Source organism: Enterobacter sp. 2VL (genome assembly GCF_005503595.1).
Lineage (GTDB): Bacteria > Pseudomonadota > Gammaproteobacteria > Enterobacterales > Enterobacteriaceae > Enterobacter > Enterobacter cancerogenus.
Map to the genome: position 1 here is coordinate 506,633 of NZ_SCNE01000002.1, position 15,033 is coordinate 521,665.

The 15,033-nt window shown below is 52.2% G+C and carries 15 protein-coding genes; 11 read left to right on the forward strand and 4 right to left on the reverse strand.

Going from position 1 to position 15,033, the window contains the following annotated elements; all coding sequences use genetic code 11:
* Positions 1–254 precede the first annotated feature (254 nt).
* Positions 255–2,288: a choline BCCT transporter BetT gene (gene betT, locus FFS28_RS06825; protein WP_006177060.1), complete on the reverse strand. Its 2,034-nt coding sequence runs from the start codon at positions 2,286–2,288 to the stop codon at positions 255–257.
* Positions 2,289–2,416: 128 nt separating this feature from the next.
* Here betT and betI point away from each other — a divergent pair, with 128 nt between their 5' ends.
* Genes betI through betA form a run of 3 tightly spaced genes read left to right on the forward strand, consistent with a single transcriptional unit; the run spans position 2,417 to position 6,168 of the window.
* The gene (betI, locus tag FFS28_RS06830; protein ID WP_042320939.1) at positions 2,417–3,004 is read left to right on the forward strand and encodes a transcriptional regulator BetI; all 588 of its coding nucleotides are present in this window, start codon (positions 2,417–2,419) and stop codon (positions 3,002–3,004) included.
* A 13-nt stretch (positions 3,005–3,017) separates the two neighbouring features.
* Positions 3,018–4,490: a betaine-aldehyde dehydrogenase gene (betB, locus tag FFS28_RS06835; RefSeq protein ID WP_137849123.1), complete on the forward strand. Its 1,473-nt coding sequence runs from the start codon at positions 3,018–3,020 to the stop codon at positions 4,488–4,490.
* A gap of 13 nt (positions 4,491–4,503) precedes the next feature.
* Positions 4,504–6,168, forward strand: coding sequence for a choline dehydrogenase (gene betA, locus FFS28_RS06840; RefSeq protein WP_006177057.1), 1,665 nt, complete (start codon positions 4,504–4,506; stop codon positions 6,166–6,168).
* Between the two features lie 39 nt (positions 6,169–6,207).
* On the opposite strand, the gene FFS28_RS06845 is transcribed toward betA, so the two are convergent.
* From FFS28_RS06845 to FFS28_RS06855, 3 genes are read right to left on the reverse strand one after another with little or no spacing between them, the layout of a single operon-like run.
* Positions 6,208–6,564 (reverse strand): hypothetical protein, encoded by a 357-nt coding sequence (locus FFS28_RS06845; protein ID WP_006177056.1) that lies wholly within the window; start codon positions 6,562–6,564, stop codon positions 6,208–6,210.
* A 51-nt stretch (positions 6,565–6,615) separates the two neighbouring features.
* The gene (locus tag FFS28_RS06850) at positions 6,616–9,183 is read right to left on the reverse strand and encodes a bifunctional diguanylate cyclase/phosphodiesterase (RefSeq protein ID WP_171007389.1); all 2,568 of its coding nucleotides are present in this window, start codon (positions 9,181–9,183) and stop codon (positions 6,616–6,618) included.
* Positions 9,176–10,150, reverse strand: a complete 975-nt coding sequence (locus FFS28_RS06855) for a GGDEF domain-containing protein (protein WP_137849125.1) — start codon at positions 10,148–10,150, stop codon at positions 9,176–9,178. Before FFS28_RS06855 ends, FFS28_RS06850 begins: the two co-directional genes overlap by 8 nt.
* Positions 10,151–10,860: 710 nt before the next feature.
* Here FFS28_RS06855 and FFS28_RS21685 point away from each other — a divergent pair.
* From FFS28_RS21685 to FFS28_RS06880, 8 genes are all read left to right on the forward strand, one after another.
* A complete protein-coding gene (locus FFS28_RS21685) occupies positions 10,861–11,025 on the forward strand; it encodes a hypothetical protein (RefSeq protein WP_171007390.1) in 165 nt (54 codons plus the stop codon).
* A 45-nt stretch (positions 11,026–11,070) separates the two neighbouring features.
* Positions 11,071–11,493 (forward strand): DUF2000 domain-containing protein, encoded by a 423-nt coding sequence (locus FFS28_RS06860; RefSeq protein WP_137849126.1) that lies wholly within the window; start codon positions 11,071–11,073, stop codon positions 11,491–11,493.
* Positions 11,494–11,600: 107 nt separating this feature from the next.
* Positions 11,601–11,750: a hypothetical protein gene (locus FFS28_RS21690; RefSeq protein WP_171007391.1), complete on the forward strand. Its 150-nt coding sequence runs from the start codon at positions 11,601–11,603 to the stop codon at positions 11,748–11,750.
* Positions 11,751–12,095: 345 nt separating this feature from the next.
* Positions 12,096–12,455, forward strand: a complete 360-nt coding sequence (locus tag FFS28_RS21950) for a hypothetical protein (protein WP_058610620.1) — start codon at positions 12,096–12,098, stop codon at positions 12,453–12,455.
* Between the two features lie 325 nt (positions 12,456–12,780).
* A complete protein-coding gene (locus tag FFS28_RS06865) occupies positions 12,781–13,449 on the forward strand; it encodes a helix-turn-helix transcriptional regulator (protein ID WP_006177047.1) in 669 nt (222 codons plus the stop codon).
* On the forward strand, positions 13,439–14,242 hold the full coding sequence (locus FFS28_RS06870) for a PhzF family phenazine biosynthesis protein (RefSeq protein WP_058610619.1): 804 nt from the start codon (positions 13,439–13,441) through the stop codon (positions 14,240–14,242). The genes FFS28_RS06865 and FFS28_RS06870 overlap by 11 nt, the downstream gene beginning before the upstream one ends.
* 103 nt (positions 14,243–14,345) lie before the next feature.
* The gene (locus FFS28_RS06875; RefSeq protein WP_171007392.1) at positions 14,346–14,681 is read left to right on the forward strand and encodes a DMT family transporter; all 336 of its coding nucleotides are present in this window, start codon (positions 14,346–14,348) and stop codon (positions 14,679–14,681) included.
* A gap of 18 nt (positions 14,682–14,699) precedes the next feature.
* The gene (locus FFS28_RS06880; RefSeq protein ID WP_283204941.1) at positions 14,700–15,023 is read left to right on the forward strand and encodes a DMT family transporter; all 324 of its coding nucleotides are present in this window, start codon (positions 14,700–14,702) and stop codon (positions 15,021–15,023) included.
* Positions 15,024–15,033: the final 10 nt, after the last annotated feature.

The following is a 15,033-nucleotide window of genomic DNA, read 5'->3' on the forward strand; positions in this document are numbered from 1 at the left end:
CTATTAGGATACAGCGCCAGGTACCCGGAAAGCAGAAAATATATTCGACTTTCGGGTAAAAACTCGCGACAAGAAAACCTCATTGAGTATTATTCTGCTTCTCTGAGTGGATTGTAGGCCGGGTAAGGCATCGCCGACACCCGGCATAAGCGCTACGGGTTACACGTCGAACCCATTTATCGCATATGAATATGCATAAAAACGGGGCCAACGTGGTATCACCTCGGCCCCGCATTTTCACTTCATTTCACTCCTCACACATCCGGGAACATCACGCTATTTCCCGGCGCTTCTCTGTGCAGGTGGATAAAGTTCAGGTGCCGTTCATACTGGTCCAGAATGTCTGTAATCACCTGCTCCTTGCTGTAATCCATCAGGTCATTGCCCTGGCTACCTTCCAGCAGGAACGTCTCAAGCCGGTAGTAGGTTGATTTCCCGCTGCGTGCGCGATAGGTAAACCCGGGTACGGAATACTGCTGCGGCCAAATCTGGTAGACAAAGTTCTGCTCGTCGCCCATATGCACCAGCAGATCCAGGTGCCCCAGGGTTTCGCCCTCTTCCGGCGGCAGGCTTTTCAGCTCGACGTGCGCGCCGCGCAGCTTCAGCTCCTGGGCCACCTCTTCCATTGCCGGGAAGCAGACCGTCTCCATCATCTGTTTGGTGTAACGCGTGCCGGGGTAGTTCATCAGGCGCGACAGGCGTTTTTTCCAGCTCAGGCGGTCCTGCGAGCCCATCGGGCGCGGGGCGGTGTCGCGGCTGGCGCTTTCGCGGCGGTAGTCTTCCACCTTCAGCGATTTGTACAGCCCGGCCATCACGAAGAAGATAACAAAGCTGAACGGCAGCCCCATGATCACCGTGGTGTTCTGCAGGGCGGAAATACCGTTGGTCATCAGCATGCCGAGCGTCAGCAGGCCAATGGCTACCGACCAGAAGATGCGGATCCAGTTTGGCGCGTCGCTGTTGATGTCCTTCAGCTTCGAGGTGAAGTTCCCCAGCACCAGCGCGCCGGAATCCGCCGAGGTGACGTAGAACAGCAGGCCGGTAATGGTCGCCACGGAGGCGCTAAAGGTGAACGCCGGATACTGCGCCAGCAGGCTGTAGAAGCCGCGCTCCGGGTGCGCCATCGCCTCCTGGGCAAAGGCCGCGTCGCCGTGAATAATCTCGTGCAGCGCGCTGTTGCCGAACACCGACAGCCACAGCAGCGTAAAGGTGAACGGGATAATCAGCGTTCCCAGCACGAACTGGCGGATGGTGCGCCCGCGCGAAATACGCGCCAGGAACAGGCCGACAAACGGCGACCAGGCAACCCACCACGCCCAGAAGAACAGCGTCCAGCTGTTCATCCACTCCACCGGGCGGTCAAAGGCGAAGCTGTTCAGCGTCATGCCCATAAAGCGGTTCACGTAGTCGCCGACGTTAAGCACCAGCGCGTTGAGCAGGAACGAGGTGTCGCCCATAAACAGCACGAACAGTATCAGCCCCAGCGCCAGCGCGACGTTCAGTTCGGAGAGCACGCGGATACCTTTATCCACGCCGGAGGTAACCGAAATGGTGGCGATAATCACCGACAGCGCAATCAGCGCCGCTTTGGCCGCCATCGAATCCGGAATATCAAACAGCACGCTCAACCCGTAGTTGAGCTGCACCACGCCAATCCCCAGCGTGGTGGCGATGCCGAAGATGGTACCGATCACCGCCGCGATATCCACGGTATGCCCAATCGGCCCGTTAATTTTTTTGCCGAAAATCGGATAGAGCGCAGAGCGGATGGTCAGGGGCAAATTATAACGATAGCTAAAGTATCCGAGCGCCATCCCCATCAGGGCGTACATCGACCAGCCGGTCAGGCCGTAGTGGAACAGCGTCCAGACCATCGCCTGGCGCGCGGCCTCAATGGTCTGCCCCGCCCCTTCCGGCGGCTGCATATACTGTGTCACCGGCTCGGCCACCGAGAAGAACATCAAATCGATACCGATGCCCGCGGCAAACAGCATGGCGGCCCAGCTCAGCAGGCTAAATTCGGGCTTTGACTGCTCTGGCCCGAGCTTCACCGAACCGAAGCGCGAGCAGGCAATGCACACCACGAAGACGATATAGAGCGTCGCCGCCAGCAGATAGTACCAGCCGAAGGTTTTCGACACCCAGTTCAGGGTGCGCCCGATCCACTCGGCAGAAAAATCACGAAAGAAGATCGTCGTCAGGGAAAACAACAAAATCAGCCCGGCGGAAGTATAAAAAACGACCGGGTTGATTTTGTCTTTTTCTCTGTCCTGTGAAAGGTCTGTCATCCAGTATCCCCACTGTTTTTGTAACTATTGAAATCCAAATCCGCAACAATTAAGACACATTTTATATTGAACGTCCAATCAAAAACCGCTTTAATGTATTACCAACGCTGATGAATGGAGTGGCAAAAATGCCCAAACTGGGGATGCAGCCGATCCGGCGCAGGCAGCTGATCGACGCCACGCTGGAAGCAATTAATGAAGTGGGAATGCACGACGCCACCGTGGCGCAGATCGCCCGCCGGGCGGGGGTATCCACGGGGATCATCAGCCACTACTTCAAAGACAAAAACGGCCTGCTGGAAGCGACCATGCGCGACATCACGGGCCAGTTGCGCGACGCGGTGCTGAACCGTCTGCACGCCTTACCGCACGGCAGCGCCGAACAGCGTTTGCAGGCAATTGTCAGCGGCAACTTCGATGAAACCCAGGTCAGCAGCGCGGCAATGAAAGCCTGGCTGGCCTTCTGGGCGAGCAGCATGCACCAGCCGATGCTTTACCGATTGCAGCAGGTGAGCAGCCGCCGCCTGCTGTCGAACCTGGTGTACGAGTTTCGTCGTGAACTGCCGCGTGACCAGGCGCAGGAGGCAGGCTACGGGCTGGCGGCCCTGATCGACGGGCTGTGGCTACGCGCTGCCCTCAGCGGCAAACCGCTGGATAAAACCCTGGCCCAGTCGCTCACCAGCCACTTTATCAGCCAGCATTTACCGACCGATTAACCGAGGAGTAAGTATGTCCCGAATGGCAGAACAGCAGCTTTATATCAATGGTGGTTATACATCCGCCACCAGCGGTCGCACCTTCGAGACCATCAACCCGGCCAACGGTGACGTCCTGGCGACGGTCCAGGCCGCCGGTCGCGAGGATGTCGATCGCGCGGTAGAAAGCGCACAGCGCGGGCAAAAGATCTGGGCGGCGATGACCGCTATGGAGCGTTCGCGCATATTGCGCCGCGCCGTGGAGATCCTGCGCGAGCGTAACGACGAGCTGGCAAAACTCGAAACGCTGGATACCGGTAAAGCGTTTTCTGAAACCAGCACCGTCGACATCGTCACCGGTGCGGACGTGCTGGAGTACTACGCGGGGTTGATCCCGGCGCTGGAAGGCAGCCAGATCCCACTGCGTGACACCTCGTTCGTTTACACCCGTCGCGAGCCGTTAGGCGTGGTGGCGGGGATCGGTGCGTGGAACTACCCGATCCAGATCGCCCTGTGGAAATCCGCGCCGGCGCTGGCGGCGGGCAACGCGATGATCTTCAAACCGAGCGAGGTCACCCCGCTCACCGCCCTGAAGCTTGCCGAAATTTACACCGAGGCGGGCCTGCCGGACGGCGTGTTTAACGTCCTGCCGGGCGTCGGGGCAGAAACCGGCCAGTTCCTGACCGAACATCCGGGCATCGCTAAGGTCTCCTTTACCGGCGGCGTCGCCAGCGGCAAAAAGGTGATGGCGAACTCGGCGGCCTCGTCCCTGAAAGAGGTGACGATGGAGTTGGGCGGCAAATCACCGCTGATTATTTTCGACGATGCGGATCTCGATCTCGCGGCAGACATCGCCATGATGGCCAACTTCTTCAGCTCCGGTCAGGTGTGCACCAACGGCACCCGTGTGTTTGTGCCTGCGAAATACAAAGCCGCATTTGAGCAGAAAATTGTCCAGCGCGTGAATCGCATCCGTGCGGGCGATCTGTTCGATGAAAACACCAACTTTGGCCCGCTGGTCAGCTTCCCGCACCGCGACAACGTGCTGCGCTACATCGCCAAAGGCAAAGAGGAAGGCGCGCGCGTACTGTGCGGCGGCGACGTGCTGAAAGGTGAAGGCTTTGACAACGGCGCGTGGGTGGCCCCGACCGTGTTCACCGACTGCACCGACGAGATGACCATCGTGCGCGAGGAGATCTTCGGGCCGGTGATGTCCATTCTCACCTATCACACTGACGAAGAAGCCATTCGTCGCGCCAACGACACCGACTACGGCCTGGCGGCAGGTATCGTCACCGCCGATCTGAACCGCGCCCACGGTGCAATCCACCAGCTCGAAGCGGGCATCTGCTGGATCAACACCTGGGGTGAATCCGCTGCGGAGATGCCGGTCGGCGGCTATAAACACTCCGGCATTGGCCGCGAGAACGGGGTGATGACGCTCCAGAGCTATACCCAGGTGAAGTCCATCCAGGTTGAGATGGGTAAATTCCAGTCCATATTTTAACCGGGAGGTTTATTTGCAATTTGACTACATCATTATTGGAGCCGGCTCTGCCGGCAACGTGCTGGCAACACGACTGACTGAAGATCCGAACACCACCGTACTGCTGCTTGAAGCGGGCGGCCCGGATTACCGTTTTGACTTCCGCACCCAGATGCCCGCCGCGCTGGCGTTTCCGCTGCAGGGCAAGCGCTACAACTGGGCGTATGAAACCGAACCAGAGCCGTATATGAACAACCGCCGCATGGAGTGCGGACGCGGTAAAGGGCTGGGCGGCTCATCGCTGATCAACGGCATGTGCTACGTGCGCGGTAACGCCATGGATCTGGATAACTGGGCGAAGGAAGCTGGGCTGGAGCACTGGAGCTATCTCAACTGCCTGCCCTACTACCGCAAGGCGGAGACGCGCGACGTGGGGCCGAATGACTACCACGGCGGCGACGGTCCGGTGAGCGTTACCACCTCCAAACCGGGCGTGAACCCGCTGTTTGAGGCGATGGTGGAAGCGGGCGTGCAGGCGGGTTATCCGCGCACCGACGATCTCAATGGCTACCAGCAGGAAGGCTTCGGGCCGATGGATCGCACCGTCACGCCGCAGGGCCGACGCGCCAGCACGGCACGCGGCTATCTGGACCAGGCGAAACCGCGCCCGAACCTGACCATCCGTACTCACGCCATGACCGATCACATTATCTTTGACGGCAAACGTGCGGTGGGCGTCGAGTGGCTGGAGGGCGAAAGCACTATCCCGTCGAAAGCAACGGCGAACAAAGAAGTGCTGCTGTGCGCGGGGGCGATTGCCTCTCCGCAGATCCTTCAGCGTTCCGGCGTGGGCAACGCTGAACTCCTGAAGCAGTTCGACATTCCGCTGGTGCATGACTTACCCGGCGTGGGTGAGAACCTGCAGGATCACCTGGAGATGTATCTCCAGTACGAGTGCAAAGAGCCGGTCTCCCTCTACCCTGCCCTGCAGTGGTGGAACCAGCCGAAAATTGGCGCGGAGTGGCTGTTTGGCGGCACCGGCGTGGGCGCAAGCAACCACTTCGAAGCGGGCGGGTTTATCCGCAGCCGCGAGGAGTTCGCGTGGCCGAACATTCAGTACCACTTCCTGCCGGTGGCGATTAACTACAACGGCTCGAACGCGGTGAAAGAGCACGGTTTCCAGTGTCACGTCGGCTCCATGCGCTCGCCGAGCCGCGGGCACGTGCGGATCAAATCCCGCGACCCGCATCAGCATCCGGCGATCCTGTTTAACTACATGTCCCATGAACAGGACTGGCAGGAGTTCCGCGACGCGATCCGCATCACCCGCGAGATCATGCACCAGCCCGCGCTGGACAAATACCGTGGCCGGGAAATCAGCCCGGGCGTGGAGTGCCAGACCGACGAGCAGCTGGACGAGTTCGTGCGTAACCACGCTGAAACCGCCTTCCACCCGTGCGGCACCTGCAAGATGGGCTACGACGAGATGGCGGTGGTAGACGGCGAAGGCCGTGTTCACGGGCTGGAAGGGTTACGCGTGGTGGATGCGTCGATCATGCCGCAAATCATCACTGGCAACCTGAACGCCACCACCATTATGATTGGCGAGAAAATTGCCGATGCGATCCGCGGGCGCGAGCCGCTGGCGAAAAGCACGGCAGCCTATTATGTGGCGAACGGCGCACCGGTGCGCCGGTAACGTGCCGAGGGGCTTGCTAACGCAGGCCCCTGTTACCGCTTAATCGTTAACGCACGAGGCGATCGTCCGGTCAATGTCCGCGCTGGTCTGTTTCGACCCCGCAATCAGGGTGATGCTAATCCCCTTCTCCCCCGTCAACTGGTACATATCTATCTGCGCAATCCGCTCGCCCCCTTTCTCAATATCAAAAAAGTTAGGGCTGTCCCGCTCGGGGATAATGGTTTCCACCTCATACCCCGCGGCGCTAAGCAGATTTCGCATACAGATATAGTGCCCCTCCAGCCCCGTTTCTGCAGATGCGTAATAGGATTGGTACACCGCGGAATTGCCGAAGGGATGCAGCACGCCGCATGCCGTCAGGATCGTGGCGAAGACGATCAAACACACAAATCTCATGTTATTTCCCGTTACGTAATGCGCCCCTGAACCACTCAGAAGCAAAAAATTTTATAAGATAATGTTGCCTTTACTGCATACAAAGTCGCTGAACGGCGCGGGTTTTTTAAAATAATAGCCCTGCGCTTTCATGCACCCCAGGTCAATTAATTTCAACCGTGTAGCGTCATCTTCAATGCCTTCAGCGATAAGCGGAACGGAAAACCCGTTGGTTAACGTCACGATAGAGGAGATAATTGACTCGCATTTTTGATCGGTTAACACACCCGCCGTAAAGGTACGATCTATCTTCACCGCGTCAAACGGTAAAATATTCAGGTAAGAGAGGCTGGAAAAGCCTGAGCCGAAATCATCGATAGCCACAGTGATGCCGTGTCGGCGAAGATACTGCAACGTTTTCCGGGTACGCTCAATTTCCTGAAGCAGTACCGTTTCGGTGATTTCGATGCAAATATTTTGGTTCTTCAAACCGTTTGATTTAATGGCGTCCAGTAAAAACCAGGCGAAATCCGCGCTCAGCAGCTGTCTGGCGGAAATATTAATATGCAGTTTAAAATCGTCTGACGCGCCACGCGTAATCAGATCCGCCAGCTCAAGGCAGGCGTGCTCAATAATCCAGTTACCTAAAGGCAATATTAATCCCGTCTCTTCCGCAAGCGCGATAAACCTGTCAGGCGGCACAATCCCCATCTCTTTGGAATGCCAGCGTATCAGGCACTCGCCCTCAGTGCATTGCCCGGTGCTGAGATCGACAATAGGCTGCAGAACCAGATGGAACTCCTGGTTATAGATGCCCCGGCTTAAGTTTTCATGTAACTGAAGGTTATAGACTTCCTGAGCGTGCATGGACTCTGTAAACAGCATGGCATGACAGGTCGTGCTTTTACGGGCGTATTCGAGCGCAATCCCGGCGTTCATTATCGCTTCCGTCAGCGTACTTTTCGTCACCCGGCTCAGGACAGCCCCCGCATAACCGGTAAAAACAAACTTCTTAGGCAGGGACTCCTTCGGATGGTATTTATCAGTAAACAGGTTGGTGATGAGCTGTTGATACCATTCCACGTCAGCGTGTTGATGCATCCCGGGGAAAATGGCAATGAATTTATCGACCGCATCGCGACATATCAGGGTACCCTGAGGAAAAGTCGTTTGCATTTTATCGATAAACGCCCGGATAAATTCATTGCCATACTCATATCCAAGGGAGTTTGTAATCGCGTTCATGTTATCAACACTGATAACCGCCAGGAGATTCCTTTGCGCAAAGGTTTCCTCTTTACTGGTTAAGCCTGCACGCGTGAGCAGCCCCGTGGTGGCATCCAGGTTGATTTGCTTTTCAAGCGCTTCGAAACTTTTCGCCAGGTGACGAGACAGCTTCCAGAAGGATTGCTCAAGCTGGGCAATTTCGGGAAAAACCCACTTATCTTCCGGTAACGTCCAGCGGTAGCTGGTAAGTTCATCTGTTTTATTTAATATCGCGCGAAGCGGGGATATCACTTTTGATACCACAACGAGTATGAGTATTAACCCCAGCGAAAATATACCCAACAAGCCTAAAAAACCGAGGTATTTAAAGTTCTCCAGCTCTTTAAGCATGATATTCTCAGGAACAATAATCACGCTTTTCCAGTTCAACAGATGGTTATTATCCATTAACGGCAGTACCAGAACAAAATACTGCGAATCATTGACACTGATACGTGATACACGCGCCGGGAGTTTATGGTCGATTAACTGCCCTACCTTTTTTACCACCGGCAGGGAGGAGTCCTTCAAATAGGGGATATCAAAACCGTGCTGATCGGTTAATCGCCCATGTTTGTCTCCCCGGGTTAAAGAGCTGTCAGAGGCGGCCACAATCTGATTATTTTCATTCACCACGATCAGGATGCTGCCGTCAAAGGGTTTGATCTTCTCAAGAGACTTATTGAGCTCCGTTAAGCGAAGATCGCTTGAAACCACACCGATGAACTTCCCGTTGAGATCGTAGGTGGGTGAACTGTAAGAGATACTTACCGCGCTGGTCGAGTTCATGTCGCGGTAGGCATTGGTCCAGGACGATTTTTTCTCTTTATACACCTGGGCATACCACGGCCGCTGAAACATATCATAGCCTGAAATCACATCATCAATGCCTGAGGCTTCCGAGGTGCCGCTATAAAAAGTCAGGTTATTACCCGTGCTTTTTGACTTTTGCGTCAGGTATTCTTTGTTTTGTGCGCTTAACTCCCTGGCGATACCGACATAGTCGCCCTCAACCGATCCAAATGCCGTTGAGCTTAAGTAATAGTTATCTGCAAAAACGGTTTCCATGACGTTGAGCAGTTCGGAACGAACCTTCACCAGATCGACATGCTCGCGGGTATTCTTTTGCAGCGCATGCGTAATAATGGAATTCACCTGACGCGGGGTATCAATATAGTAATTGATGGTATTTTTTATCGTTTCCCCCTTTGAGCTGATGATCTTATCGCTCATGGTGTTCAGTATGTCCTGACTGGCATGTTTGAGCATAAAGAACACGGTGCAGAAAACCGTCGCGAAGGTGATCGCTAAAAACAGCAGAATGGTATGCAACAATGTCAGAGGATAGATCCTGGCGTTAAACGCATTACTCATGATATACCCCTCCCTTGCCATTATTTTTCATTTTATAGATAGCTTTATCGGCTAAATTAAAACTGTTGACGAATGAATCATTAAAGTCAGCCATACCGATAGAAACGGTCGGCAGGGTAATTTCTTCCCGGTTCACCATCAGCGTCTTTTTTTCCGGCCTGGCGATTCTGCGCGCAATCTTTTTGGCTTCTTCGTGCGTGGTGTCATGCAGCATAACCAGGAACTCATCGCCGCCAAATCGAATGACAATGTCATGACTCCTGACGGACTGAGAGATCTTGCGGGCAATTTCCGCCAGAACCACATCTCCCGTGTAGTGGCCATATTTATCATTGACCCGTTTGAAATCATCAACGTCTACGAGCAGCAGATGTGACGACTGGTGCGATTTCAACGCCACGTCTAAATAATTCCGGTTATACACTTTGGTCAGCGAGTCCCGATAATAATCCTTTTCCAGTAACTTGAACCGGGTGGTGAGGTAATAATGATAAACCGTCCGCACCAGGGAAATTAACAGCGGGAGGCAAAGCAGCAGTGATAGCTTAATCCAGGTCGTTCTGCGGGTAGAGCGCTGGTTAACAGATTGAATTTCCCTGGCAAAGGTATCCGTTGCAAAGTACGTTCTCATTTTAGCGACATCATGTCGACTCGCGGCAAGCATCATCGCCTTCGTTTTATCAAGTTCAGGACTAACGATAGACGCAGGCAGCGCACTGCTCTTCAGCGCAGTGATATAGTGTTGATAGGTAGTGCGCAACTTCCCCCCCTGATTGGGATTGGGGGTGGAAGAGTACAGGAAATCCTCGCCTATCGCCTCGATTAGCGCATTTTTCTTTATCAGGATATTGATTTTTTGCTCAGTGTCATTCATCTCTTTGTCTGTTTTTTTATAGCCTATGAACAGACACATCGGGCTAAGAATAAAGATAATAAATGAAATTATGAACTGTAATCGTGGCGTCATTTCATTAACCTGTATATGCACTATATAAACTCACAAAAAGATCGCGTTGAGAGTCATATCTTTTTAGCCAGAGAGGTGGATCTCCCTGGCAGGGCGAAAACTCTATACCTTTACGTTACCCGTAACAATAGCCATTCCTGCGAATTTACACATTAATTTCGCTGTTATTTTGGTTTATTGTTAATAAGAAAAAGGAGTTAATTGAAGGAATGATTGAAGTGATAAATATATTTTAAATATAATGATTAAATATTTCTCAATTGTTGCCAAGATCTTAACAATCATCGCTATCGGCAACAATATATGGCGATAAAACGCGCGAAACAACGGAAAATACGCGCTTAAATTCAACTAAATGTGCATAATTAAACTAAATTTTGTCTTTAGGATAATGTCACCTTTCCGTTAAATATCGTTTCACGTTCCCGTACCTTTTTATATTTGATGGTCATTTATTACTACTAAAAAAATAATAATACACCGTCAGCTGATTCTTTTATTTCGGCGACTGTTCGTCATTCAGTAATAAATGTCGCATGACCCCTCTTCTCTACCACTGCCCTTACGGTGACCATTTTCTCTACCCCTTCGGGATATCTAAGAACCACTCACTTTGTTACAGGTCAAACTACAATCAATCATTTGTTGAAAACACAACTTTTTGTTAGTATTTTCTCCGCAACCCAGACCGTCATTAAGGTAAAGAAAGAATGCTGAACGTTAAGGCCCTGCTGAAGGCCACTCTGTTTTCCATGAGCCTGATGCTCAGCGGCTGTGTGATCGGCGGGCACGCTTCCCACGATCGCCATCACCCGGACCATCATTCCTGGCACCATGAGTCCTTACATTATCATGGCTACCATCACCATCATTGATGGCCAGGCCAGTGTGTATCAGAATATCGTTATCGGGGATGGAGTATGTTTGAAGACAACCAAAAAAAGCTCTACGTCATTGTCAATCGTCAACAGGATCCGGCACTGCTTCTGAATGCCACCGCCCATGTCGCGGCCGGTATCATGCGCAAAGCCGAAAACGTGCTGTTTAATGATTATCCGAATGCAGAGAGCGGGCTGCGTGCCTCGCTTAGCCACTATCCGGTGGTGATCCTGCAGGCAAAAAATAGCAATCAATTAAAAACAGCGCTGCTTAAGTGTCAGGAGGCGGGCATAGAAACCAATTTCTTTACCACCACCATGCTGGGGCCTTCCAGCGAAATTCAGATCCGCGACACGCAAAAAGCCGCCCTGGATTCGCTCGAGTTTGTGGCTATCGCACTTTACGGCGATACCGACTCAATGGCATGTGTGACCAAAAAATTCTCTCTCTATAAGCAGGCCTAAGTCGCCAGAAACAATGTGGCCCTGTGCATGGCGCACAGGGCCATAGGTTACGCCATGCGGCACCGTACTTCAGTTGATAAACCGATTTTGTTTTACGGAACACCACTATGATTAAAAAGATTGTCACCTTCTCTCTGCTGATCGTCCTGATCATCGCCTGCATTGAAATCGTGCTTATGGAAAAAAACCACGTCAATTATTTCCGGGACGGCGTGAGGAATGTTGAGGAAGTTTTAACAATTTGGGATGAAAACTAACCAGGCTAGAGCATTTCTCGTTTAAGCGCTCTCGACATTGCAACGATAACGCTGCACTACCCGAAAGAAAGAAGCACATTGCACTGATCATTTATTATCCGCCCGGGTCGGTGAACCTATTCCATCATGTAAAAAAACCAACGAAATGTTGTGAATACGCTCTTCATTTTGTTAATTTTTCCACTTTATTTTTTATTATTGCATTTCTGGCAGTAAATATTTGACAGGATGCCCGCCAGATGCTTTTACAATAGAATCAAATTGATAGGGGATAACTATTTTGCACGTTTTACCAATATAGATAACCTGTTAAAAAAGAGCATGTTTTTAATAAAAGGTAAATTAATGGTAACGTCGAAAAATTGGATTTCATTAGGTACCATTGTCAGTCCAATTACAGGAACATTTTTTACGACAATCATTACTCAGCATAATCATAAATATGTACTTTGGTACAAGGGCGACTATCTCATTAAAACCGGCGACTTGATTAAAGTCTGTAACAGCGGCTTTCTTATTGCCGACCAGTTACGGCAAATCAATATCATCCAGATAGATAAGCATAGCGCCACGCTCTGGCGGGTAATGCAGAACATGTCCAGCTGCCCAGGCGACACCGAACCCGAGAACATGCACTGTACCTCCACAGCGCGATGTATCTTTACTACCTGCCCTCACGGCAAAGTGAAGCCCGTAAGCGCATAGGTTAATCACAACCTGTTCATCAGTCTGCCTCTCTTGCAGAGGCCTGTTTCTTCTGGCCTCCTCAATGCATTGATTAGCATTATTCAACAATTCGTCCCGCGTTTGCCCTTCAGCCTCTGTTTACGCCCTTCTGTCCCCCATCGACATGCCCTTGCCGTAAGGCTTTATGCCGCAATATCCAAATACAACTTTTTGTTGATTATTACACATAGAGCGTATAGTTTACCCTGACCAGGCTTTTCTGATTTCCTTCAACCGTACGGGATGGCGATCAACATGAAGGTCTACACTGTCATCTGACAACGCTGCATACGAGGGAGTAAAAATGAAATCAGATTACGCCAAAGAGATTGAACTGATTTCCGGGCCGCTGGAAGCGGCAATGGATGCGCTGGCAAGCACATTATCGGCCAATCAGGAGGTGGTGCTGCATAACCTCACCAGGCCGGAGTGCTCGGTTGTCAAAATCATCAACGGCCACGTTAGCGGCAGAAAGGCCGGTGACAATCTCCTGTCCGGCCCTGAGAAGGACAAAGGGTTCGCTCTGTTGCTTAAAAACCGCCAGGACAGTACCCCGGTCACGGTAAAAGATTATAAAACCGCGACGTTATCAGGAAAGATCCTCAACAGCGCCTCGACGCTCTATTTCAGCGAAGACGGTATTCCCCTGATGGCCTTCTGCATCAACGTGGACACCTCGCCGTATGAACAAATGCGCAAAAGCCTGGACGCCGTGATGGCCTGCACGCGTCCCGATTCAGACGCTCAGGATATTAATCTCGGCGGTCTGATTGAGCAGTCTATTCAGGAAATTATTGATAAGCATTCGGTTCCGGGTAAGAAAATCCAGAAAGCGCAGCGGCTTAAAATCGTTGCTGAAATGCACGCTAAAGGCATTTTCAAAATGCGGGGCGGCGTTCAGCACGCGGCCCAGGCCCTGGGCATAACACGTTATACGGTTTATAACGATCTCGAGGTATTGGGTGAAAAATAACGGGCAGCAACGCATTCCGTTTTACCAGGTAGACGCGTTCTCTAACGGGCCTTTTACGGGCAATCCGGCGGCGGTTTGCCTGCTGGATGCGTGGCCGGATGACAAAGTTCTGCAGCGCATCGCCACGGAAAACAATCTTTCTGAAACCGGGTTTGTCATTAAACAGGGCGACGATTTCGGGCTGCGCTGGTTTACGCCCGCAGTAGAGGTGGATCTCTGTGGTCATGCGACGCTCGCGGCGGCCAGTGTCCTGCTGAGCCGTAACGAGGCGGGCGAGCGGATGCGCTTTCATACGCGCAGCGGCGTGCTGACCGTCACCGCCTGCAACGGCGTTTATACACTCGATTTTCCGCTTGTGACGCCCGTCAGGATCGCCCCACCGCAAGGCCTGTTCGCGGCGCTGGGGCTTCACGAGGACGCGGGCGAAGTCTGGCAGGCATCCGACCTTATCGTGGTTATTAATGATGAAAACTCGCTGGATTTGCTGAAGCCGGATTTCAACGCGCTGGAAAAATTCGATACCCGCGGCGTTGTGGTCACGGCAGCGTCACGCGACGTCGATTTCCGCTCCCGCTGGTTTGGCCCGCAGGTTGGCGTGAACGAGGATCCGGTCACGGGTTCTGCACACACCTTCCTCGCCCCGCTGTGGAGTGAGAAGCTCGGGAAAAAAACGCTGCATGCGCAGCAGGGCGGCAGCCGCAAAGGTGAGCTGACCTGCGAGATAAAAGACAATGGACGCGTCGCACTCTCCGGTGAGGCATGTCTGATTATCGAAGGCGCGTATATTCTGTAAACACACGGACGTGTGTTTTTATCTTTATTATTATCAAAGACGAATTACTATTTTTTTAGCAAAAAAGACATAACCCATTATTAACCAGCATGAGAATTATTCCGTGACGTTATCCAAAAGCGTTACCGCGCTTATTGCTGCGGTATCCATTGAAATTATAGCCACAACGTTATTGTCGTTATCCAATAGTTTTCAGCGCCCTGTTATCGGCATGACGGCGATACTGCTTTATGGCATAAGCTATTATTTCTTATCCGTTGCGTTACGCAGAATTCACATTGGCGTAGCATATGCCATCTGGTCTGCGGTGGGCATACTCAGTATTACCTATATTCAGACACGCTGCTTCGATTATATTCTGACGCAGAGCGCATGGATCGGCGTCTGCCTTGTGATAAGCGGCACGGTAATTTTAAACCTGGCCATTAAACAAAAATAACTCACGCGACGAATCATGATGTTTACACTATTGACTTACCTCTTCTGGCTGATTATTTCAGTCACTATGGAAGTTATTGGTACGCTACTGCTACCCCAAACGAATAACTTTAAAAATAAATCCGTGACGCTTTTATGCATGGTCTGTTACGTCATGTCCTTTTATGCCCTGTCAATGCTGATGGATGCGGTGACACCGGTAGTCGCTTATGCCGTCTGGTCAGGTTTTGGCATTGTCATGATCGCGTTGATGAGCAGCATCTTTTATCAGATGCGCAGCAGCGTGCTGGAAAAGGTGGGGATCTGCTGCATCGTGGCCGGTCTGATTGTGATAGCGGTTTAACGGGAGAAAA

Excerpts from the sequence above, each read along its gene's own strand:
- betT (WP_006177060.1), bottom strand. The coding sequence starts at position 2,288 with ATGACAGACCTTTCACAGGACAGAGAAAAAGACAAAATCAACCCGGTC.
- FFS28_RS21685 (WP_171007390.1), top strand. The coding sequence starts at position 10,861 with ATGCTGAACGTTAAGGCCCTGCTGAAGGCCACTCTGTTTTCCATGAGC.
- FFS28_RS06850 (WP_171007389.1), bottom strand. The coding sequence starts at position 9,183 with ATGAGTAATGCGTTTAACGCCAGGATCTATCCTCTGACATTGTTGCAT.
- FFS28_RS06845 (WP_006177056.1), bottom strand. The coding sequence starts at position 6,564 with ATGAGATTTGTGTGTTTGATCGTCTTCGCCACGATCCTGACGGCATGC.
- betB (WP_137849123.1), top strand. The coding sequence starts at position 3,018 with ATGTCCCGAATGGCAGAACAGCAGCTTTATATCAATGGTGGTTATACA.
- FFS28_RS06860 (WP_137849126.1), top strand. The coding sequence starts at position 11,071 with ATGTTTGAAGACAACCAAAAAAAGCTCTACGTCATTGTCAATCGTCAA.
- FFS28_RS06865 (WP_006177047.1), top strand. The coding sequence starts at position 12,781 with ATGAAATCAGATTACGCCAAAGAGATTGAACTGATTTCCGGGCCGCTG.
- FFS28_RS21950 (WP_058610620.1), top strand. The coding sequence starts at position 12,096 with ATGGTAACGTCGAAAAATTGGATTTCATTAGGTACCATTGTCAGTCCA.
- FFS28_RS21690 (WP_171007391.1), top strand. The coding sequence starts at position 11,601 with ATGATTAAAAAGATTGTCACCTTCTCTCTGCTGATCGTCCTGATCATC.
- FFS28_RS06855 (WP_137849125.1), bottom strand. The coding sequence starts at position 10,150 with ATGACGCCACGATTACAGTTCATAATTTCATTTATTATCTTTATTCTT.
- FFS28_RS06880 (WP_283204941.1), top strand. The coding sequence starts at position 14,700 with ATGTTTACACTATTGACTTACCTCTTCTGGCTGATTATTTCAGTCACT.
- betI (WP_042320939.1), top strand. The coding sequence starts at position 2,417 with ATGCCCAAACTGGGGATGCAGCCGATCCGGCGCAGGCAGCTGATCGAC.